This is a genomic window from Sinorhizobium sp. M4_45 (assembly GCF_002885915.1).
Lineage (GTDB): Bacteria > Pseudomonadota > Alphaproteobacteria > Rhizobiales > Rhizobiaceae > Sinorhizobium > Sinorhizobium meliloti_A.
On record NZ_NWVE01000008.1, the window covers coordinates 338,109 to 359,600 of the forward strand.

Below are 21,492 nucleotides of genomic sequence, written 5' to 3' on the forward strand. Positions count from 1 at the left end.
ACGGATATGAAAATGACACGCATCGCTTCCCATCGCGGCGGCACGCTGGAATATGGCGACAGCACGCCGCAAGGCTTCGCGGCTACGGCGAAAATGGCGCTGGAAGAGGTGGAATTCGACGTTCATCCCACGGCCGACGGGGCAATCATCGTCCATCACGACGCAACGCTCGACCGCACCACGGATCGCTCCGGGGCGATCGCTTCTCTCAGCGAGGCCGAGGTGCGGGCGGCGGTCATCGATTACGGTGCCGGCGGCCATCCTCTCACGCTCGAGGAGCTTTGCACTCTTTACCGCGACAGCAGCGTGAACTTTCGATGCGAAATCAAACCCGGCGCAGATGGCCTGCCTTATGCCGATTTCGTGCCGCGCGTGGTCGAGACGCTTGCCCGCGGCGGAATGCTGCAACGGACCGGTTTTTCCTCCTTCCTGGTGGAGTCCGTAGACACTATCGCCGCTGCGAGCGAGCGGCCGCGCCTATGGCTGGTGAGCCCGCCGGTGCTGCGCCAGATCGGCGCCGACGCCGTCATCGAAATCGCGAGGCTGCATCATATCCCGGAAATCGGCGTGCATGTGGACACCGCCGATGCCGCGCTGATGGCTCAGACCAAGGCGGCTGGACTCGATTTCGGCTGCTGGGCGGCGCACACGGCCAATCAGATCAAAAAAGCGCTCGACCTCGGCGTCAAAGTCCTCACCACCGACCGGCCGACCCTCGCCATCGCCATTCGCGAACATCACCAGAAGGAACAGGGCCGATGAGCGGCATTTCGCTTCGTAACATCAAAAAATCCTATCCCTCCGGCCCGGAGATCCTGCACGGGGTTTCCATGGACATCAAGCCGGGAGAATTCGTCGTCATCGTCGGGCCGTCCGGCTGCGGCAAGTCGACGTTGCTGCGCCTCATCGCCGGGCTGGAGCGATGCGACGAGGGAGACATCGAAATCGGTGGCAAGCGGGCGAACGACCTTGCGCCGCAGGATCGTGACATTGCCATGATCTTCCAGAATTACGCGCTCTATCCGCATATGACGGTGCGCGAAAATATCGCCTTCGGACTGGAACTGCGCGGCGTGCCGAAAGCCGAACGCAACGCCCGCGCCGAAGACGTGGCAAAGACACTGCAACTGACTGACTATCTCGACCGCAAGCCCGCCGCGCTTTCTGGTGGCCAGCGCCAGCGCGTTGCCATGGGCCGCGCCATGGCGCGCAACAGTTCGGTCTTCCTGATGGACGAACCGCTGTCGAACCTCGACAATGCGCTGCGCGTCGCCATGCGCACGGAAATCAAGGAGCTGCACCGCCAGCTCGGTGCCACGATCGTCTATGTCACCCATGATCAGACGGAAGCCTTGTCGCTGGCTGACCGCATCGCCGTGCTGAAGGACGGCGACCTGTTGCAGTTCGACACACCGGAAGCGATCTACGACCAGCCGCAAAACCGCTTCGTCGCAAGCTTCCTCGGCGCGCCGGCCATGAACTTCCTGCCGGTGGAGCAATTGCCCGGCTGGAAAGGCAAACCGGGGATTACTGCGGGGCTGAGGCCGGAATTCATGACGGTCTTCGCCGAAGAACCGCGCCAGGCCGCCCTGCCAGCAAGGCTTGTCCTGTCGGAAATGACTGGATCGGATGTCGTTCTTCACTGCGAAAGCGCGGCCGGCAGACTGACGCTGACAAGCCCCCGCAAAGATGTGCCGCGTGGTGCGACAGAACTCTGGGTCGGCTACGATCTTGACCGGGCCGTCTTTTTCGATTCCCAGAGCGGGAAACGCGTGGATCTATCAATCGCCGGTCGCGAGACCGTCTCCTGAGCACGAAAGCCAGTTCATGGACAAACAGGGGGCATTTCCACCGCTTCTGGGCGACCTCATCAGCCGCAACGCCAGCAGGCTGACGGCTGCGGATACGCGCCTGCTTGACGTTCTGACCGGCGATCCCGTTCGCGCCGCCATGGAAAACGGCAAGGAAGTTTCCTTGCGGGCCGGCGTGCATCCGGCCTCGGCGGTGCGTCTTGCCCGACGCCTCGGCTTCAAGGGCTACCCCGAATTTCGAAGTTTCCTGCAAGGCAATCTGATGGAAGGCGGCGGGGAGGATTTCGAGAACCCGGCCGCGCGCATGGCCGCCCGGCTGATGCGAGCCGAAGAGGGTGGCATTCTATCTTCCTTGCTCGACAGCGAGATCGCCGCTCTTCAACGGGCGCGCCACAGTGTTTCGGATGCGGACATTCGCGGTTTTTCCGAAACACTGCGGGACAGCCGCCGCGTTTTTGTCTTTGCGCGCGGCCATTCGGCGGCGCTGGCGGCGCTGATCGCGCTGCGGCTCAACCGTTCCGGCTACCCAACCGCGGACCTCAGCAGCCAGATGCACCAGCTCGCCGAAGCGCTCTCGATACTCGAAGAAGGCGACGCGCTCTGGCTGCTCGCTTTCCGCAAGGCCTCGCCACTCATCCAACAAGTTTGCGAAATTGCCGCCGCGAAAGGGGCCAAGGTGCTGGCGTTGACCGATCTGCGCGGCGCCCGCATCGAGCCTCCGCCTCATCGCCAGATCCTGATCTCGCGCGGCGCACCGGGCGAATCCCAGTCGCTGGTCGTGCCGATGACGATAGCAAATGCAGTGATCCTCGATCTCGCCGCCATAGACGAAGGGCGCTCGCTGGCCGCGCTCGCGGATTTCAAGGCCTTCCGCGCTCAATCGCCGCTTTCGCAAGCGCTTTTGTAAATGCTCCGGTGAGCACCAAAGGCGCGCGGAACGGGTTCCTCGACCGTCGGAGCGCCGATTCGGCCCGTCAATCTTCGGGCTCAGCCTCGGCTTCCGGTCTGCCGCAGGTGGCCGAACCGGAAGCGGCCCGGGGCGGCCGCGCGCACCATCATCATCTCGCCGATCGTTTCGTGCGTCATCAGCCCGACGAGGCGGCCGGAGCCGTCCAGAACGGCGAGCGCCGGCGAATGGGATTCCTGCATGAGCCGCAGACTTTCCTCGAGGCGTTTGCGATGATGGATCGTCGGCAGGTTGCGGCGCATCGCGGCGACCACCGGTGTCGATGGGCCTTTCTCCTTCAGAGCGCGGATCATGTCGTCGCGCGTCAGCAATCCCTCGAAGTGGCCTGCGGCGTCGACCACCGGAAATTCGCGCTGCGTGGTGGCAAGCAGCGTGTCGATGGCGTCGTCGATGGTCGCCGATCGATCAAGGGTCGCGAATTCGGTGATCATCACGTCTGAGATCATCACGCTGCCGGAGATCTCGCGGATCTGGGCGTTCTGGGCTTCCGCCGTTGCGGCCAGATAGACGAAGATGGCGATGAAGATGAGAAGAGGATTGTAGAACAGACCGACGAAGCCGAAGACGAAGGCAAGGCCCTGGCCGATCGTTGCGGCGATCTGGGTCGCACGCGACCAGCTGAGCCGCGAGGCGAGAGCGGCCCGCAATACGCGGCCGCCGTCCATCGGGAAGGCGGGGATCATATTGAAGAGCACGAGGAAAACATTGACGCCGGCGAGCCGTGCCAGAAATCCGCCCTGGGGGTCTTCGACGCCCGCTATCTGCTCCATGCCCGTCGAGTTGCCGAGGATTGCGATGAGTACCGCGGCAATCGCCACATTGACCAGAGGACCGGCGATGGCGATCACGAATTCCTGGCCGGGCTCTTCCGGCATGCGCTCGAGTCTGGCGACGCCGCCGATCGGCAGCAGCGTTATGTCCGGCGTCTTGATCCCGAAACGGCGTGCCGCGGCGATGTGGCCGAACTCGTGGAGCACGACGCAGACGAAGACGGCGACTATGAAAGCAATCCCCTCCATCGCAGCCGGCGTGCCGCCGATCCGGTAGTGCATCAGCCATATCCAGATCAGAAGCAGCGCGAAGGTCACGTGCACGCGAATTACCGTGCCGGCAATCGTTCCGATACTGAAGGACCAAGCCATGAGCGATATGCTCCGTCCAGTTCTCAGGCCCGCTGAGGAAGCGCCGTTCCATCATGACAGTTGCTGCCGCGCCACACAATCGCAGGTGCCCTTAGCCGTCTAATCGGTTGGCCGGGGGATCGTTCCGCAGGCGGTGGCGAGACGAGGCCACGGGCGAAAAATCGAGGGAGGCGTTCGCGTCTGTATCGGATATTTTGATACAAAACAAAACTCTTGAAATAAAAAATCATACAATTTAGCTTCATCCAAAATCGACTTCAATAAACGAGGAAACACCATGCGAGCGAAGGCTACCCTTAATCGGGAATATACAATCTCGTCCGTCGACAAGCGGGTCTACGGCTCGTTCCTGGAGCATATGGGCCGTGCCGTTTATACGGGGATCTATGAGCCCGGCCACGAAAATGCGGATAAGGACGGCTTTCGAACCGATGTTTTGGATATGGTGCGCGATCTCGATATGCCGATCGTCCGCTATCCCGGCGGCAACTTCGTTTCCGCCTATCGCTGGGAGGACGGTATCGGGCCGCGCGAGGAGCGTCCGGTGCGCCTCGATCTCGCCTGGCGCACGCGCGAAACCAACCAGGTCGGCGTCAACGAGTTCGCCGATTGGGCAAAGCTTGCAGGTACCGAGATGATGCTGGCGATGAACCTCGGTTCCCGCGGTCTCGACGACGCACGCAACTTCCTCGAATACTGCAATCATCCCGGCGGCACCTATTGGAGCGATCTGCGCGCCAAGCATGGCTACAAGGAGCCGCACAATGTACGCATCTGGTGCCTCGGTAACGAGATGGACGGACCTTGGCAGGTCGGCCACAAGAGTGCGGCCGAATACGGCCATCTCGCCAACGAGGTGAGCAAGGCCTTCAAATATTTCGACAAGACGCTGGAAACCGTCGTCTGCGGCTCCTCGAACGACAAGATGAAGTCCTACCCGGAATGGGAGGCGACGGTTCTCGAAGCGAGCTACGACAGCGTCGACTACATCTCGCTGCACAAATATTTCGGCAACGAGGAGCAGGACACCCTCAATTATTATGCCAAGGCGATCGAGCTGGACCGGTACATAGTCACGATCGGCGGCGTGATCGACTACATCAAGGCGAAGAAGCGTTCGAAGCGCGACGTCAAGATCTGCTTCGACGAGTGGAACGTCTGGTATCACGACCGCAAGGAGGACGGCGAGCGGATTGCCAGCTGGGACTGGCCGGAAGCGCCGCCGCTGCTGGAAGAGCTCTACAATCTGGAGGATGCGATCTTCGTCGGCTCTCTGCTGAACGTCTTCATCCGGAGATCGGACCGCGTCAAGATCGCCTGCATGGCACAGCTCGTCAATGTCATAGCGCCGATCCTCACCAAGGCCGGCGGCCCCGCCTGGCGGCAGTCGATCTACTATCCGCTTCAATATGCCTCGAAATACGGCCGCGGCACCGCGCTCACCGTGGCGCAGTCCGGCCCCACCTACGATTGCGAGGTGGCTCAGGACGTGCCCTATCTCGACCTGTCGGCGGTGCTGCACGAGGACGGCAAGTCGATCGCCGTCTTCGCGATCAACCGCAGCCTCGACGAGCCGCTCGGCCTCACCCTTGATCTTCAGGGCTTCAAGGGGGCGAAGATCGTCGAGCACCAGACGCTCGCAGGCGACGACCTGAAGGCGCGTAACTCGGTCGAGGATCAGAACCGCATCGTTCCCAAGGCTGGCAGGGAACTCGCCATCGACGATGCAGGAACGCTGGTCGGTTCGCTGCCGCCGCGCTCCTACCATTTCGTCCTTTTGTCCGTCGCTTCTGCATAAGCCTTTCCGGCCCGGGCGGCCGGGTGACGCCCGGGCCGGAATTCACTATCGGGGAGGTTCAATGTCCGGAATCAAATTGACCGGCGTCAGCAAGTCGTTCGGCGCCGTGAAGGTGATCCATGATGTCGATATCGAAATAGGGCAGGGCGAGTTCGCTGTCTTCGTCGGGCCCTCGGGCTGCGGGAAGTCGACACTGTTGCGGATGATCGCGGGGTTGGAGGAGACGACCGGCGGCGAAATCAGGATCGATGCCGAGGACGTCACCCATAGGGAGCCATCGAAGCGCGGCGTCGCCATGGTCTTCCAGTCCTATGCGCTTTATCCGCACCTCTCCGTATTCGACAATATGGCGTTCAGCCTTTCCATCGCCCGCCGGCCGAAGGCGGAGATCCAGCAGAAGGTCAAGGCAGCCGCGGAAATCCTTCGGCTCTCGGACTATCTGAACAGCAAGCCGAGCCAGCTTTCGGGCGGCCAGCGTCAACGGGTCGCAATCGGGCGCGCAATCGTGCGCGAGCCGCGGGTCTTCCTTTTCGACGAGCCGCTTTCAAACCTCGATGCCGAGCTCAGGGTCAAGATGCGCATGGAGATCGCCCGGCTGCACCGCCAGATCGGCGCGACGATGGTCTACGTCACCCACGATCAGGTCGAGGCGATGACGCTGGCGGACAGGATCGTCGTGCTGAAGGCCGGCGTCGTTCAACAAACGGGTGCGCCCCTCGAGCTTTATCGCAATCCGGACAACATGTTCGTTGCGGGCTTCATCGGCTCGCCTGGGATGAATTTCCTGAAGGCCCGCGTCGTTCCCGGCGGCGGCGGCGACAGGCTCACGATCGAGCTCCACGACGCCCCCGGAGTTCCGTTCGAAATTCCGGCTCGGGCGGGTGTCGCCGCGGGCGAAGAGATTTTCATCGGGGTGAGGCCGGAGCACATCACGCTGGGCGAACGGGAGGGCGGCGTCGGCCTCGTCGTGACGGCCGAGTTCATCGAGGAACTCGGCGGGACCGGCTACCTGCATGCCCTCACGACGACGGGGGAGGAAATGACCATCGAGTGCCGCGGCGATGAGCGGCCGCAACCCAAGCAGGCGGTCCGCCTGACCTTGGCACCCCAGGAGATGTTCGCCTTCGAGGGAAGCGGCGATCGGCTCCGATGAAAGCGGTTCGGATGAGACCCCATCCGGGCGAGGAGCAATGCGGCGCAAGCCGGTGGATTGAACTTCAAAAGAGGAGGAGAGAGACGTGAAGAAGCTACTGAAACTTGCCCTTGCGGGTGCGCTGGCGATCCTGCCTTCGGCAGTTGCCCATGCACAGACGGACATTACCTGGTGGGACTTCCTGAGCGGCGGCGACGGCGTCCGCATGAAGGCGCTCATCAAGGAGTTCAACGACACGCACCCGGACATCCGCATCAACGCGACCACGCTTGAATGGGGCGTACCCTTCTACAGCAAGGTCCAGACGGCGGCCGCCGTCGGCCAGCAGCCCGACATCATGACCTATCATCTGTCACGCTTCCCGCTTGCCATACCCTCGGGCGTTCTGCGGCCGCTGGCACCTGAAGAGCTCGAGGCAGCCGGAATCAAGAAGGAAAACTATGTCGAAGCGAGCTGGAACTCGGCTTCTGCCGACGGCAAGACCTATGGCATTCCCTTCGACGTGCATTCGGTTGTCCTCTACTACAACAAGAACATTCTGAAGGAGGCGGGCCTGCTCGGGGACGACGGCCTGCCGAAGGGCCTGGACGGGCTCGACAACTTCAACGCCGCCCTCGAAAAGATCAAGGCGACCGGCAAGGTCCAATATCCGCTTTCGCTCCACACCGACGAAGGCGGCTCGATGTGGCGGGTGTTCTACACGCTCCTTTCCCAGCAGGGCGCCAAGTTCATCGAAGGCGAGGAGATCCTGCCCGGCGAGGCCGGCGTCAAGGCGCTGACATCGATGGCCAACTGGGTTTCGTCCGGCTATTCGCCGGAACTCATATCCTATGAGGCTTCGATCGCTCTTTTCACCTCCGGCAAGGCGGCCATGCACATCAACGGCGTTTGGGAAGTGCCGACGATGGTCGATCTCGAGAAGAACAACGATCTCGGCTTCGAATGGGGCGCTGTCCAGATCCCGGTTCTGATGGGACAGCCTGCAACCTGGGCGGACTCCCATGCCTTTGCCGTTCCGAACAGCGAAGAAAGGCCGATCTCGCCGGAGAAGCTGAAAGCGGTTCTCCAGATCATTGCCTGGATGAACGAACACAGCATCTCCTGGGCCGGTGCCGGCCACATTCCAGCCTATAAACCGGTGACCGAGAGCGCCGAATTCAAAGCGATGCAGCCGAATTCGACCTACGTCAAGCTCGCCGACACCGCGGTCTTCGATCCCGTCTCTCCGCTGGCCGGCGTTGGCGGACCGATCTACGAGGCGACGCAGAATTTCATCGTGCCTGCCTTGAACGGCCAGCTCGATCCGGCGGATGCCATCGAGCAGATGCGCGAAGAACTGAAGAGCCAGATGTAACGCGAAAATCAACGAACCGGCCGGCCACTGCGCCGGCCGGTGGTTCGTACATTCGGCAACGGGGAGGACTATTTCGGTGATGACGAGCGAGAGACGGAGCAAGACGCTGACCGCGGTTCTGATGATCACACCGTTCGTGATCACCTATCTGACGGTCTTTGCGTATCCCGTCTACAAGATGTTCGCCTTGAGCTTTACCAACGCGCCGCTGATCGGCGAAGGCGAGTGGGTCGGCTTCGACAATTATCTGAAGCTGCTCAACCAGAAACTGTTCTTCACATCGGTGTGGAACACGGGCTATTTCGTCGTGCTCACCGTCGTACCCAACACGCTGATCGGTCTCGGTCTGGCGCTCATGGTCGTGCGCCTCAAAGGCTGGCTTCAGAGCCTCATCCTGGTGCTGTTCTTCCTGCCCTATATCCTGCCTGTCTCGGTCGTGACGCAGATCTGGGAGTGGGTGCTCGACCAGCAATTCGGGATTGCGCAACATGTCATCGAATTCGTCACCGGCAGGCGCATCAGTGTCTTTCGCGACCCTCTGTGGGCAATGCCTATGGTGGCCCTCGTCACCGTCTGGTGGACCAACGGCTTCAATCTTCTGCTTTTCATAGCCGGCCTGCGCAACATTCCGGCCGACTATTACGAGGCGGCAATGCTCGACGGCGCGACGCGCTGGCAATGCTTCAAGCGCATCACGTGGCCGCTGATCTGGCCGGTCACCGCGCTCGTCCTGACACTGCAACTCATCCTGCAGCTCAAGATTTTCGATCAGGTCTATCTGATGACGGAAGGCGGTCCCTTCAACTCGACCTACGTCCTGCTTCAGCTCGTCTATCGCGAGGCGTTCCGCCTCAACCACGGCGGGCTCGGCTCGGCTGTGGCGGTCTTCCTGTTCCTGATCATCGTGACCGTATCGGTGCTTCAGTACCAGCTTCTGCGCGTGAGGGGGCGCTGAGCGATGCAACGGAAATCCATCGGCAATATCCTTCTTCTGCTTCTTACCCTGTGCGTCGCGTGCATGTGGGCCTTTCCCCTCTACTGGGCGGCGGTGACGTCGATGAAGCCGGAACAGGAAGTCATCAGCAAGACGACCTTCATCCCCGACGTCTTCAACTTCTCGGCCTATTATTTCGCTCTGTTCGAGACCAATCTCGCAACCTGGTATGTGAACTCGCTCGTCACCTCGATAACGGTCACCGTGGTCGTGATCCTGATCAGCGTCATGTGCGCCTATGCGCTGTCGCAGATCGTCTTTCCGGGCCGGCGGCTCCTCTACGGGATCATTCTCGCGAGCTTCATGGTTCCCTCCCAGGCCCTGGTCGTTTCGCAATTCGTGCTGATGTACCGCTTCGGCCTGATCAACAGCTGGGGCGGCATCATCCTGCCGCAGCTCATCGTCCCGGTGGTCGTGATCGTCTACAAGCAATTCTTCGACTCCGTGCCGAAAGAGCTGCGCGAGGCGGCGAAGCTCGACGGCTGCGGCGATTTCCAGATCCTGTTCCGGCTTTATCTTCCGCTCAACTGGGGGATCACGACGGCGCTGGCGATCATCACTTACATCATGGCCTGGAACGCCTTCCTCTGGCCGTTCCTCGTGACGAATTCGGAGGAGATGATGACGGTGACCGTCGGTATCACGCAGGTCGACGACGCCTTCGGCGTGAAATATGCACGCGACATGGCCGTCGCAATTCTCGCGGCGATGCCGGTCGCGCTCGCCTATCTGCTCTTCCAGAAGAGGGTGACGCAGGCGCTGATGCTGTCTTCCGGCATCAAGGGCTGAGCGGGCGATCCGCGGCGGTTTCGACCGCCTCGGATCGGCATTCGTGAAACGAAACAGTGCGACAATTGGCGGAGGGGCGTGTTATCAGCGCAGATCACGCCTGAGCCGGAGCGGCAGTAGCAGAGTATGGAGACGAAGCTTCTTACAGTGGACCCGATCAAGGATGCGGATGTCGTCCAGGCATTGGGCTCGGCAACGCGCATCGAGATACTCAACCTTCTGCGCCTGAAGGGGCCTCTGAACGTCAACGAGATCGCGACCCATATGGGCCTGCCTCAATCGACGACGGCGACCAACCTCAAGTCTCTGGAGAGGGCCGGCCTCATCCAGACGCATACGATGAAGGCCACCAAGGGCAATCAGAAGATTTGTTCCAGCATCTACGGCGAGATCCTCATCCGTTTCGACGACCGCACCAATCTTGCGGACGACGTCGTGACCGTCAGCATGCCGATCGGCCTTTTCACCGAATTCGAGGTTGAAGCGCCCTGCGGACTCTGCTCGGTCAACAACGTCATAGGCATGCTCGACGTCCAGGAAGTCTTTCTCGATCCGCAGCGCATGCAGGCCGCACTGCTCTGGTTCACGCGCGGCTATGTCGAATACAAGTTTCCGAACAATGCCAAGGTCACGGGACGGACGGTCCGGAAGATCGAGTTCTCCGCCGAATTAAGCTCCGAGACGCCGGCCACCAACGCCAACTGGCCCTCCGATATCTCCATCTGGATCAATGGCATCAAGGCCGGCTACTGGACGTCGCCCGGTGATTATGGCGACCGGCGGGGCATGTATTCGCCGGCCTGGTGGAAACTCAGCGGCTCGCAATACGGCAAGCTCAAGACCTGGTCCATCGACGACCGCGGTACATGGATCGACGGCGCGATGGTGTCGACTCAGACGATAAATTCCCTCGGCATACCGGATCATCATTCGATACGGTTCCGGATAGGCATCGACGAGAAGGCGGAGAACCCCGGCGGGCTGAACATCTTCGGCAAGGGTTTCGGCGATTTCGATCAGGACATCGTCATGACGATCTATTTCTAGAGTCGCGGTGTCATGCAAAAGGTAGCGCCGGTTCGTGGTCTCGACAAGCCGGGCCCGGAGGCGACCACATGCAATGCGATGCCCAAGTTCTTCTAATGGCTCGCGCAAGTTCTTGTCGTTTGTGAAATGCGCACAGGGCTCATAAGCATGTCCTGTCCGTTTGCCTCGTCCGGTTGCTGTGCGCCGGGCACGCGCCGCAGCTCCGGCGCATTCGGGCTGACGGACGGCCGCACCCGCTATGCGGGAGATCCAAACGAACACGAGGCTAGACACCTGTCATGACAAAGATTTCCGCGACGAAATTAGCAATGGCTGCGGCTGCTTTGCTGTGCTGCGGAGCCGGTGCGCACGCCGCCGACCGAAGCGATGAAGGACAGCTTGCACGCGTAGTGGACGAGACGATCCGGCCGCTGATGAAGGAGAATGGCGTTCCGGGAATGGCGGTCGCGGTCACCGCCCGCGGAAAGAGGTACATCTTCAATTACGGCCTCGCGTCGAAGGCGAGCGCGCAGAAGGTCACCGACGAAACGCTGTTCGAGATCGGCTCGATCAGCAAGACCTTCACGGCGACGCTCGCATCCTATGCCGAAGCGCGTGGGGATCTGGTCCTGTCCGATCCTGCCGGCAAATACCTGCCGGCGCTCGCCGGAACGAGCTTCGACGACATCAGCCTTCTCGATCTCGGGACCTATGCCGCCGGCGGACTGCCCTTGCAGTTTCCCGATTCCGTTACCGATCAGAAGAGCATGATCGACTACTACAGGGGCTGGCGCCCGACCTATGCCGCCGGCACGTACAGGCGCTACTCGAACCCGAGCATCGGCCTCTTCGGCTATCTCGCCGCAAAGAGCATGGGCGAACCCTTCGCCGATCTGATGGAGAAGAGGATATTCCCGGCCTTCCGCTTGACGAGCACCTTCATAGCCGTGCCGCAGGACCGGCTGGACGACTATGCCTATGGCTATTCGAAAGCCGGCAAGCCCATCCGCGTTACGCGCGGCGTTCTCGACTCTGAAGCTTACGGCGTAAAGACGACCGCTGCAGATCTGATCCGCGTCGTTGAGGCGAACATGGAAGGCACAAGCCTGGACGAGACGATGCGGCGCGCGATCGCCGCAACGCACACGGGATATTTCAAGGTCGGCGCCATGACGCAGGGACTCGGTTGGGAGATGTATTCCTATCCGACGAAGCTCGACGATCTGCTTGCCGGCAATTCCAGCCAGATGGCGCTCGAACCGCACAAGGTCACCAGACTCGTTCCACCCGCGGCGCCCCGGGAAAACGTGTGGATCAACAAGACCGGCTCGACCAACGGGTTCGGCGCCTATGCAGCCTTCGTCCCGGCCGAGCGCATCGGCATCGTAATGCTAGCCAACAGGAACTACCCGATTCCTGCCCGCGTGAAAGCCGCATACCGAATCCTGTCGACGCTCGAGAGCGACCCCGGATCGGCAGACGCCCGCTGACGCCGGCCGCCATCGTACCGCGCTCCGATCGGGCGCGGTGCCAGCTCGCATGACGAGAAGTGCGGTCCTCGACGCCTCGGTTATTCAATAACCCCTCGGGGGTACAAACAGGCAGATCGTCTTCCCATAGGCTTTGCCCGCCGCAGAGCACCAGTGGTACTCGCCGTCCGGCGACATTCGGACCCTGCTGTCGGCATAGGGGAGGACTTCGCCAGTTGCTCTGACGATATAGCCTTGCGGTTGCTCGCTGATCGCGGTCTGCGCGACCTGGCGGCAATCCATTGTTGAACAGCAGGCGCTCGGATACTGCCAACCGCTTGGAGCGTCGTGGGCAAAGGCCGTCGTTGCGGACAGCCCGGCGAGTAGGAAGAAAAATCCGCGCATGGGGTCTCCTTTCAGGAGCAGTCACCGATCCGGACTGCAGCCGGCAGGTTCCTACGGCGGCGTGTGCCCAAAGCGCAGAACCCGCCTAGCACTTCGCGTGCTCCATGACATTGCCCCGCAATCGGCTCGGATTTAAGGAATCATGCAGCAAGCTTCAAACCTGCGGATCGGTAAAATGATCCACCGCGGCGGGGCTTATGTCAGCCACGACTATCGTCGCCATTGACGAGAAAGCCGTCGCTCTCGCCCTCGACCAGTTCCATCGGCCAGACTGCGTTTGCCGGCGCTTGCGGATAATGCTGCTTGAAGGCAGGCATCGTCGACAGAAGCGTTTCCGCAAGCGCTATGCCGAGGTTGCGCAGCGACAAGCGAAAGCAGGTGAGCGGCGGCGAGAGAAAGTGTGCATGCGGGCTGTAGCGTCCGATCACCGCGATGTCGCGGCCGGGCCTGACGCCCGCTTCGGAGAGGCCCTGGTAGAAACCGATGGCAATCGTCTCATTGACGAGCAGGGCCGCCGTCGGTCGATCCTCGAGCGCCAGGAGTTCGCGCGCGATCTGATAGCCGCCGGTCTCGTTCGGCGTCGATCGGAAGATCAACTCTTCCTTCAAGGGAAGGCCATGCGCGGCAAGCGCTTCTCGGCAACGGTCGACGAAGATGTAGCCGAGGTTGGCATCGTCGTGCGGACGGGTGACCGCGATGCGGCGATGTCCGCGCGCGACCAGACGGTCGATGGCGATCTGCGCCATCCCCTCGAAATCGAGGTCGAGCCAGGGGCGGCCGGCATCCGTCAGGCTTCGGCCGAGCGTTACGAAGGGGATATTGCGTTCGGCCAGAAACTCTATGCGCGGATCGTGGCGCCGCGTTGCCGAAAGAATCAACCCGTCGGCAAAACCGCGCGCGACGACGCGGCGCAGGTAATCGGTCGGATCTTCCTCCGACGAGCAGAGCAGGGCAACGAGGTCGAGCTTGTGCCTGGCGAAAACCGCCTGCACGCCGTCGAAGACGCTCATGAAGAACGTGTCGCCCTGGCCGGTGATCTCCGTTCCGGTCTGCATCATGAAGCCGATGATGTTGGTGGTGCCCTGCCTCAGGCTGCGGCCAGACTGGTTCGCCACATAGCCGAGCCTTTCAGCCGCCTCCAGGACACGCCTGCGCGTCTCCTCATTGACGTCGGGGCGGCCGTTCAGTGCGCGCGAAACGGTTCCGATCGAAATATCGAGATGTTGCGCCAGGCGCCGAATTCCCTTCATGCGAAGCGCTTTTCCTCTCTGGTCACCGGTCACATCGACCGGCAATCGACACGAGCGAGATACTGTGCAGCTGAACCGGGCAGGTGGCCATAAGCAGCCCGCCATTCCCGGCACCGACCCGGATTTCCGAATCCCTATTGACATGTTTCGGAAAGTCCGCATAGTTCCGTAAACGTTTACGGTGGCTGAAACAAGCCGGAAACGCAGGTTTGCGGGAGGAGAATGGTGATTTTGCGCGCAGTTCTGTGCGGGTGCGGAGCTATGGCCAAAGGTTGGCTCAAGGCGATCGCCGCGGACCGCGAACTCCAGTCGGCAATCCGGATCGTCGGGCTTGTCGACGTGAACCCGGAAGCGGCTCGTGCGCTCGCGGCGGAGTTCGAGATCGAAGACGCCGTTATCGGTTCGGACCTAGATAGCGTGTTGACGGAAGCGGCACCCGACATCCTCTTCGACATTGTCGTACCGACGGCGCGCCGCGACGTGGTCGCCACCGCGCTCAGGCACGGCTGTCACGTGTTGAGCGAAAAGCCGATGGCGAGCTCACTCGAGGCCGGCCGCGAGCTGATCGAACTCGCCAGGAATGCGGGCAGGATCCATGCAATCGTGCAGAACCGCCGCTTCATCTCCGGCATACGCCGCATCCGCCGCTTTATCGAAAGCGGCGCGATCGGCGATCTGACGAGCATCCATTGCGACTTCTTCATCGGCGCGCATTTCGGTGGTTTTCGCGAAGAGATGGAGCATGTGCTGCTTCTCGACATGGCGATCCACACCTTCGATGCCGCCCGGTTCATCGCCGACAAGACGCCGCTCGCCGTATATTGCCACGAAGAAAACCCGCAGGGCTCCTGGTACGCGCACGGCGCGGCGGCCACCGCGATATTCGAGCTTTCGGACGATGTGACCTTCACCTATCGCGGTTCCTGGTGTGCCGAAGGGGCCAATACGAGCTGGGAAAGCGAGTGGCGGATCATCGGCACCAAGGGCACGCTGCTCTGGGATGGCGCCGAGGCGCTGAGCGCCAACCGTGTCGCCGGCAGCGAGGGCTTCTTCCGTCCACTCGTACCGGTCGAAGTTCCCGAACCAGCCGATCCGCTTGAGACGCACGGGCATGCCAGCGTCATCGCCGATTTCGTCGCTGCGGTCCGATCCGGCACCAAGCCGGAGACGGCGGGCGACGACAATATCAACAGCCTTGCCATGGTCTTTGCGGCGATCGAAAGCGCCCGCACCCGGCAACGCGTGACAATCTGAAGTGAGGCATCTGATGAGCAATCCAGCCAAATCCATCCGCGTCGGCACCATGATCAGCGCCACAAAGGGCGAAGCCGCGAAGCGCATAGGCGAGATCGCCGATCTGGGTTTCGAAAGCTTCGAACCCTTCTTCTGGCAGACCACCAACGGCCAGGATCTTGCCGAGCTCGGCAAGCGCTGCCGTGAGGCGATCGGCGACCGCGACATCACGATCTCGACGCTCGGCATGTTCGGCAATCCGCTGGAGGAGACCGACATCGACCTCCAGAGCCTGCAGGGCTGGAAGGACTGCATCGACAACGCTCACCATTTCGGCGCGACATGCGTCGCCGGCTTTACCGGACGCATCCGCAACCGGCCGCTGACCGACAGCCTGCCGCGCTACCGCAAGGTCTGGCGCGAGCTCGCCCAGCGCGCCGCCGACAAGGGCGTAAAGATCGCCTTCGAGAACTGCGCCATGGACGGCAACTGGGCGACCGGCGACTGGAACATCGCTCACAATCCGGACGCCTGGGAACTCATCTTCAACGAGACGCCGGACGATAACATCGGCCTGGAGTGGGAGCCTTGCCACCAGATGGTCTATCTGATCGATCCGCTGCCGCAGATCCGCAAATGGGCGCACAAGATCTTCCATGTGCACGGCAAGGACGCGACGATCCGCTGGGACGTCATCCGCGAGCACGGCATCTTCGGCAAGGAGAAGTTCGTCTTCATGCGCACGCCCGGGTTCGGCGACAGCAATTGGACCGACATCATCTCGGAACTCCGGCTTGCCGGCTGGTCCGGTTCGATCGACATCGAAGGCTGGCATGACCCGGTATATCGCGATGCGCTGGAAATGACGGGCCAGGTGCACGCTCTGAATTATCTGAAAGGCTGCCGCGGCGGCGACTTCGTCGCCGATCCGGCCTGAGACATGCCCGACGGCCGGCACGGGGGCGCCGGCTGCGGAAAAACCCGAAAGAGGAGGAGTCCATGGGTATCCGTAAATTTGCAATGCTGGGCGCGTTCGCCCTTGCCAGTGTTTCCCTGCCGGCGTTTTCGGCAAGCGCCGAGGACGTCACGATCAGCGTCTGGTCGCTCGACCGGGACATCCAGCCGGCGCCTAACTTGATAAAAGATTTCAACAAGCTGAACACCGGCATTAAAGTGGAATATCGGCAAATCCAGTTCGACGACGTGGTCAGCGAAGCCATGCGCGCCTATTCGACGGGGCAGGCGCCGGACATCATCGCCGTCGACAATCCCGAACACGCGCTCTTTGCGTCCCGCGGTGCATTTCTCGATCTGAGCGAGATGATCGCGAAGTCCTCGGTCGTCAAGCCGGAGAACTACTTCAAGGGGCCTCTCGCCTCGGTGACCTGGGATGGCAAATATTACGGCATTCCAAAGGCCACCAACACGATCGCCCTTTACTACAACAAGGACATGTTCAAGGCGAAGGGCCTGGACCCGAACAAGCCCCCGCAAACGTGGGACGAGCTCGTCGAGGCGGCGCGCAAGCTGACCGACCCGGCTCAGAACGTCTACGGCATCACCTTCTCAGCCAAAGCCAACGAGGAGGGGACATTCCAGTTCCTGCCCTGGGCGCAGATGGCCGGTGGCGGTTACGACAACATCAACGCCGAGGGCGCGGTCAAGGCGCTCGACGTCTGGAAAACGATCATCGACGAGAAGCTCGCCTCGCCGGACACGCTGACGCGTAGCCAATGGGACGCCACCGGTACTTTCAATTCCGGCAACGCGGCCATGGCGATCTCCGGCCCCTGGGAAATCGATCGCATGCTCGAGGAAGCGAAGTTCGATTGGGGCGTAGCGCTGCTGCCCGTACCGGAAGTCGGCGCCGAACGCTCTTCGGCCATGGGTGATTTCAACTGGGCGGTCTTCGCAAATACCGAGCATCCGGAAGAAGCCTTCAAGGTTCTCGAATATTTCGTTTCTCAGGACGACCGGATGTTCAAGGACTTCGGACAACTGCCGCCGCGCTCCGACATCGCCATTCCGGCGACCGGCGAACCGAAAAAGGACGCGGCACTCCAGGTCTTCGTGGAACAGCTGAAATATGCGAAGCCCCGCGGCCCCCATCCCGCGTGGCCGAAGATCTCCAAAGCCATTCAGGACGCCATCCAGGCGGCGCTTACCGGGCAGATGAGCTCCAAGGAAGCGCTCGACCAGGCGGCCGAGAAGATAAAGGCGGTTCTCGGCTGATTGTCGCGACGATCCGCCCAGGATTTTCTCCCGAGAGAGGCGATCCCCGGCTTCGGCCGGGGTCGCCGCTGCACAGGCCGCGCGAGACTCGGCCCAAGGGACAGGTGATCGCCAATGAAAAGAATTCTATCGAGCATAACGGATGGCAGGGGCTTCGATATCGGTCTTGTGAGCTTGCCGCTCGCATTCCTATTCATCCTCTCCGGGCTGCCGCTTGTCTACAATGTCGTGATGAGCTTCCAGGAAGTCGACATGTTCAGCCTCGGCAGCTTTACGCGGCCGTTCGTGGGCTTCAAGAATTATATCGACCTTTTCGCTCAACCCGAAACCTGGCCCATTCTCCTCAACACGGCCATCTTCGTGACCGCCTCGATCGCCGGACAGTTCCTCATAGGCTTCGGTCTCGCGCTGTTCTTCTGGGTCAATTTCCCCGGTGCGTCGTGGCTGCGCGGTCTCTTCCTCGTCTCCTGGGTCATGCCGGGCCTCGTTGTCGGCGCCATCTGGAACTGGATTCTCTCCGGCGATTTCGGCGTTCTCAATTTTCTGCTGCGGGAAACAGGCGTGATTTCCGGCAACATCTTCTGGCGTTCGGACCCGAACTATTCGCTCTGGGCCGTGATCATCGCCAATATCTGGCTCGGCACCTCATTCAACATGATCCTGCTATCGGTCGGCCTGTCAGGTATTCCGAAGGACCTCTACGAGGCGGCCGAGCTCGACGGTGCCAATGCGTTCCAGCGCTTCTGGACGATCACTCTGCCGATGATGCGCTCGACGATCGGTGCCATTATCGCGCTGGGGCTCATCTTCACTTTGCAGCAGTTCGATCTCTTCGCCGCCATCACGTCCGGAGGACCGAACAACACGTCCAATGTCACGCAATACTGGGCCTGGGACCTTTCCTTCCGCCAGTATGATTTCGCCAAGGGCGCGACGATCTCGGTCATCATGATCGTCTTCGTGATGTTCGCCTCCGTCGTCTATGTCCGCTCGACGCGTCATGAGGTCAGAGGATGAGTGACACTTTCCGCAACCGGTTGATGCTGGCTGTCGCGCTCGTGCTCGCCGCCATCTATCTTTTCCCGCTCTACTGGATGTACATCACCGCCCTGAAGACCGGCTCGGCGATGTTTGCGACCCCGCCGAAATTCTGGCCGAGCGAGCCGCAATGGAGCATCTACGCCTTCGTCTGGGAGAGCCGCAACATGGCGCGGTATCTCTGGAATTCGCTCGTCATCGCTTTCGGCTCGGTGGCGCTGATCGCCGTGCTCGGCGTCGGCTGTGCCTATGTGCTCGCGCGCTATCGCAACGTCTGGGTGGACATCGGGCTGTTCCTCATCCTGATGCTGCAGGTGTTGCCCGCTTCGCTGATGGTGACGCCGATTTTCGTCGGCTTCTCGCAAGTGGGCCTCCTCGATACACCGCGTCTTGCCGTGATCCTGGCGATCGCTGCCAAAAGCATGCCCTTCTTCGTGGTTCTCGTCCGCGCAACCTTCATGAGCGTGCCGATGGAGCTCGAAGAGGCAGCGCTCGTCGACGGCAATTCGCGCATCGGCGCCTTCTTCAACATCGTGCTGCCGCTCGCCCGCAACGGCATTCTCGTCAGCGCGATCCTGATCTTCATGCAGGCCTTCGGCGAATTCGTCTATTCGAAATCGATGATCCAGGCCGTCGAGCTGCAGCCCGCAAGCGTTGGCCTCAACACCTTCATGGGCCCGAACACCAATGAATGGAACAATATCATGGCCTATGCCACGATCTATGTGACGCCCATCCTTGCCGCTTTCATCCTCTTGCAGCGCCGCATCGTTTCCGGCCTCACTTCAGGAGCCCTCAAATGACCCTTCAGATCGAGCTCAACGGCGTCAACAAGTTCTACGGTTCCTACCACGCACTCAAGGACATCGATCTCGCGATAGAGGAGGGGACCTTCGTCGCCCTTGTCGGGCCTTCCGGCTGCGGCAAGTCCACGCTCCTGCGGTCATTGGCCGGGCTCGAGAAGATTTCGGCCGGTGAGATGAAGATCGCGGGCGCGCGGATGAACGACGTTCCGCCGCGCAAGCGCGACGTCGCAATGGTCTTCCAGTCCTATGCGCTCTACCCCCATATGACGGTGGAGGAGAACCTGACCTACAGCCTGCGTATACGCGGCGTGAAAAAGGCCGACGCATTGAAGGCGGCGGCCGAGGTGGCGACGACCACCGGCCTTTCCCATCTCATGAAGCGCTATCCCCGCGAACTCTCGGGTGGGCAACGCCAGCGGGTCGCGATGAGCCGCGCCATCATCCGTCATCCCAAGGCATTCCTCTTCGACGAGCCCTTGTCCAATCTCGATGCGGCGCTGCGCGTGCATATGCGCAAGGAGATCCGGGCGCTGCACGACCGGCTGGGGGCGACCTCCGTCTATGTGACGCACGATCAGATCGAGGCAATGACCATGGCGGACCATGTCGTCGTCATGCGCGACGGCGTCATCGAGCAGCAGGGCCGCCCGCTCGATCTTTACGACAGGCCGGCCAACCGCTTCGTTGCCGGGTTCATCGGCTCGCCGGCGATGAACTTCATCCCCGCGGTCGTGCAGGACGACGGCGGCCACCTGGCTCTGGACCTCGGGGCAACAAAAGCGAGGCTCTCGCTCATCGACCCGGTATCGCCGGGGGCGGCGGTCACCGTCGGCATTCGGCCCGAACACATCCGCATCGTCGGCGCGGGGCAGGGTGCCTTCGACATTCCCGTCGGCGTCGTGGAGTCGACCGGCTCGGCCACCTACATAACTTCGGCGACCCAGCCGGAACTCATGGTCGTGGAGACCGGACGCTCCGCTGCATCGGGCGGGGAGCTTATCGGTCTGGCGATAGACCCGAAGCAATTGCATCTCTTCGATGCGGAAACGGGCAAGCGCCTCGAACCCAAAAGAGCGCAATTGGACGCCCAAATTACGCCTCGCGCCGCCCCTCATCCCGCTGCCGCGACCTTCTCCCCTTCTTAACGGGGAGAAGGGGCAAGCGGCTGCGTCACAATCCTCTCAGCGGGTCGCAAGTGAGGCGGAGGGTTCCGCGAGTCTCCTTCGCCCCGCCTGCGGGGAGAAGGTGGCCGGCAGGCCGGATTTGGGGGCCATCGCGTCGCTAACTCTCCCGCCCCTTCAGATCCATGATCAACCGCTCCTGACCGACGCGGATCACATGCTCCATCGCGCTGCGTGCGCCTTCCTCGTCGCGGCGCCGGATTTCCTCGACGATGCGGATATGCGCGATCGCGACGCGGTCGATCTCCGTTTCATCGGCTGTCGGGCTGGTAAGCTGAAAAACGCCCATCAGCGCCGCCTCGATCAGGCTGCCGACCGTTCGCATGAACGGATTGAGCGAAGCCTCCAGGAGGCGGAGGTGAAATTCGAGATCGGCGAGCGCCAGCGTGTGGGGGCTGTGGCCGGCATCGCCCATCGCGACGGCAAGCCGCATCATCCGCGCAATGTCCGCGTCGCTGGCGCGGCGTGCTGCCAGTGCCGCCGCATAGGGTTCGAGGGCCAGCCGCACCTCGCTCACATGACGCAGGAAATCCTCGTCGACACCGGCACCGAAATGCCAGGTGAGCACGTCGCTGTCGAAGAGGTTCCAGTGAGTCCGGGGCAGCACCCGGGTGCCGATGCGGGCGCGGGCGACGACAAGGCCTTTGGCGGCGAGTGTCTTCATCGCTTCGCGCAGCACGGTGCGCGATACGTTGAAGCGCGCAGCGAGATCGGTGTCGCCGGGTAGCGTGTCGCCGACGGAAAACTCGCCGCTGACCACCGCCTGGCCGAGTTCGTCGACGACGAGCCTGTGGCTCGTGCGTTTGCCCCGTTGGCTTCCGAAGATTCCCGGCATGGCGCGCGG

The 21,492-nt window shown here is 61.7% G+C and carries 20 protein-coding genes; 16 read left to right on the top strand and 4 right to left on the bottom strand.

Annotated features, from left to right (window positions below):
- The first annotated feature begins 12 nt into the window (after window positions 1-12).
- The 3 genes from CN933_RS22490 to CN933_RS22500 are packed head-to-tail and all read left to right on the top strand — an operon-like array spanning window position 13 to window position 2,718.
- The gene (locus tag CN933_RS22490; RefSeq protein ID WP_102762458.1) at window positions 13-762 is read left to right on the top strand and encodes a glycerophosphodiester phosphodiesterase family protein; all 750 of its coding nucleotides are present in this window, start codon (window positions 13-15) and stop codon (window positions 760-762) included.
- Window positions 759-1,811: an ABC transporter ATP-binding protein gene (locus CN933_RS22495; protein WP_018096991.1), complete on the top strand. Its 1,053-nt coding sequence runs from the start codon at window positions 759-761 to the stop codon at window positions 1,809-1,811. The genes CN933_RS22490 and CN933_RS22495 overlap by 4 nt, the downstream gene beginning before the upstream one ends.
- 16 nt (window positions 1,812-1,827) lie before the next feature.
- Complete coding sequence (locus CN933_RS22500; protein ID WP_102762422.1) at window positions 1,828-2,718, top strand: MurR/RpiR family transcriptional regulator; 891 nt, start codon at window positions 1,828-1,830, stop codon at window positions 2,716-2,718.
- Window positions 2,719-2,798: 80 nt separating this feature from the next.
- Here the strand turns inward: CN933_RS22500 and CN933_RS22505 are convergent, their stop codons facing one another.
- The gene (locus CN933_RS22505) at window positions 2,799-3,920 is read right to left on the bottom strand and encodes a site-2 protease family protein (protein WP_102762423.1); all 1,122 of its coding nucleotides are present in this window, start codon (window positions 3,918-3,920) and stop codon (window positions 2,799-2,801) included.
- Between the two features lie 277 nt (window positions 3,921-4,197).
- Between CN933_RS22505 and arfA the strand changes: the two genes are divergently transcribed.
- From arfA to ampC, 7 genes are all read left to right on the top strand, one after another.
- Complete coding sequence (gene arfA, locus CN933_RS22515) at window positions 4,198-5,718, top strand: arabinosylfuranosidase ArfA (RefSeq protein ID WP_102762424.1); 1,521 nt, start codon at window positions 4,198-4,200, stop codon at window positions 5,716-5,718.
- Window positions 5,719-5,779: 61 nt separating this feature from the next.
- Window positions 5,780-6,871, top strand: coding sequence for an ABC transporter ATP-binding protein (locus tag CN933_RS22520; protein ID WP_102762425.1), 1,092 nt, complete (start codon window positions 5,780-5,782; stop codon window positions 6,869-6,871).
- 85 nt (window positions 6,872-6,956) lie between these two features.
- Window positions 6,957-8,225: an ABC transporter substrate-binding protein gene (locus tag CN933_RS22525; RefSeq protein ID WP_018096986.1), complete on the top strand. Its 1,269-nt coding sequence runs from the start codon at window positions 6,957-6,959 to the stop codon at window positions 8,223-8,225.
- A gap of 79 nt (window positions 8,226-8,304) precedes the next feature.
- Window positions 8,305-9,180, top strand: coding sequence for a carbohydrate ABC transporter permease (locus CN933_RS22530; protein WP_018096985.1), 876 nt, complete (start codon window positions 8,305-8,307; stop codon window positions 9,178-9,180).
- A gap of 3 nt (window positions 9,181-9,183) precedes the next feature.
- Window positions 9,184-10,008: a carbohydrate ABC transporter permease gene (locus CN933_RS22535; protein ID WP_004434537.1), complete on the top strand. Its 825-nt coding sequence runs from the start codon at window positions 9,184-9,186 to the stop codon at window positions 10,006-10,008.
- A 126-nt stretch (window positions 10,009-10,134) separates the two neighbouring features.
- Entirely contained in the window at window positions 10,135-11,055 is a 921-nt protein-coding gene (locus CN933_RS22540; protein WP_018096984.1) for an ArsR/SmtB family transcription factor, read from the top strand.
- 278 nt (window positions 11,056-11,333) lie between these two features.
- Window positions 11,334-12,524, top strand: coding sequence for a class C beta-lactamase (gene ampC / locus CN933_RS22545; protein ID WP_102762426.1), 1,191 nt, complete (start codon window positions 11,334-11,336; stop codon window positions 12,522-12,524).
- Window positions 12,525-12,608: 84 nt separating this feature from the next.
- Here the strand turns inward: ampC and CN933_RS22550 are convergent, their stop codons facing one another.
- Together CN933_RS22550 and CN933_RS22555 are read right to left on the bottom strand one after the other, a co-directional pair.
- Window positions 12,609-12,908, bottom strand: a complete 300-nt coding sequence (locus CN933_RS22550; RefSeq protein ID WP_102762427.1) for a hypothetical protein — start codon at window positions 12,906-12,908, stop codon at window positions 12,609-12,611.
- Window positions 12,909-13,108: 200 nt separating this feature from the next.
- Window positions 13,109-14,158, bottom strand: coding sequence for a LacI family DNA-binding transcriptional regulator (locus CN933_RS22555; RefSeq protein WP_102762428.1), 1,050 nt, complete (start codon window positions 14,156-14,158; stop codon window positions 13,109-13,111).
- 222 nt (window positions 14,159-14,380) lie between these two features.
- Here CN933_RS22555 and CN933_RS22560 point away from each other — a divergent pair, with 222 nt between their 5' ends.
- From CN933_RS22560 to CN933_RS22585, 6 genes are all read left to right on the top strand, one after another.
- Window positions 14,381-15,412 (top strand): Gfo/Idh/MocA family protein, encoded by a 1,032-nt coding sequence (locus tag CN933_RS22560; RefSeq protein ID WP_018096980.1) that lies wholly within the window; start codon window positions 14,381-14,383, stop codon window positions 15,410-15,412.
- 13 nt (window positions 15,413-15,425) lie between these two features.
- Window positions 15,426-16,328 carry a sugar phosphate isomerase/epimerase family protein gene (locus tag CN933_RS22565; protein WP_100670336.1) on the top strand — a complete coding sequence of 301 codons (903 nt, stop codon included), beginning with the start codon at window positions 15,426-15,428 and terminating at the stop codon, window positions 16,326-16,328.
- A gap of 62 nt (window positions 16,329-16,390) precedes the next feature.
- Entirely contained in the window at window positions 16,391-17,623 is a 1,233-nt protein-coding gene (locus CN933_RS22570; protein WP_100670335.1) for an ABC transporter substrate-binding protein, read from the top strand.
- Window positions 17,624-17,737: 114 nt separating this feature from the next.
- A complete protein-coding gene (locus tag CN933_RS22575) occupies window positions 17,738-18,640 on the top strand; it encodes a carbohydrate ABC transporter permease (protein ID WP_018096977.1) in 903 nt (300 codons plus the stop codon).
- Entirely contained in the window at window positions 18,637-19,464 is an 828-nt protein-coding gene (locus CN933_RS22580) for a carbohydrate ABC transporter permease (protein WP_004434577.1), read from the top strand. The genes CN933_RS22575 and CN933_RS22580 overlap by 4 nt, the downstream gene beginning before the upstream one ends.
- Entirely contained in the window at window positions 19,461-20,612 is a 1,152-nt protein-coding gene (locus CN933_RS22585) for an ABC transporter ATP-binding protein (RefSeq protein ID WP_102762429.1), read from the top strand. Before CN933_RS22580 ends, CN933_RS22585 begins: the two co-directional genes overlap by 4 nt.
- 136 nt (window positions 20,613-20,748) lie before the next feature.
- Here the strand turns inward: CN933_RS22585 and CN933_RS22590 are convergent, their stop codons facing one another.
- Window positions 20,749-21,483, bottom strand: a complete 735-nt coding sequence (locus tag CN933_RS22590; RefSeq protein WP_018099140.1) for a FadR/GntR family transcriptional regulator — start codon at window positions 21,481-21,483, stop codon at window positions 20,749-20,751.
- Between the last annotated feature and the right edge of the window lie 9 nt (window positions 21,484-21,492).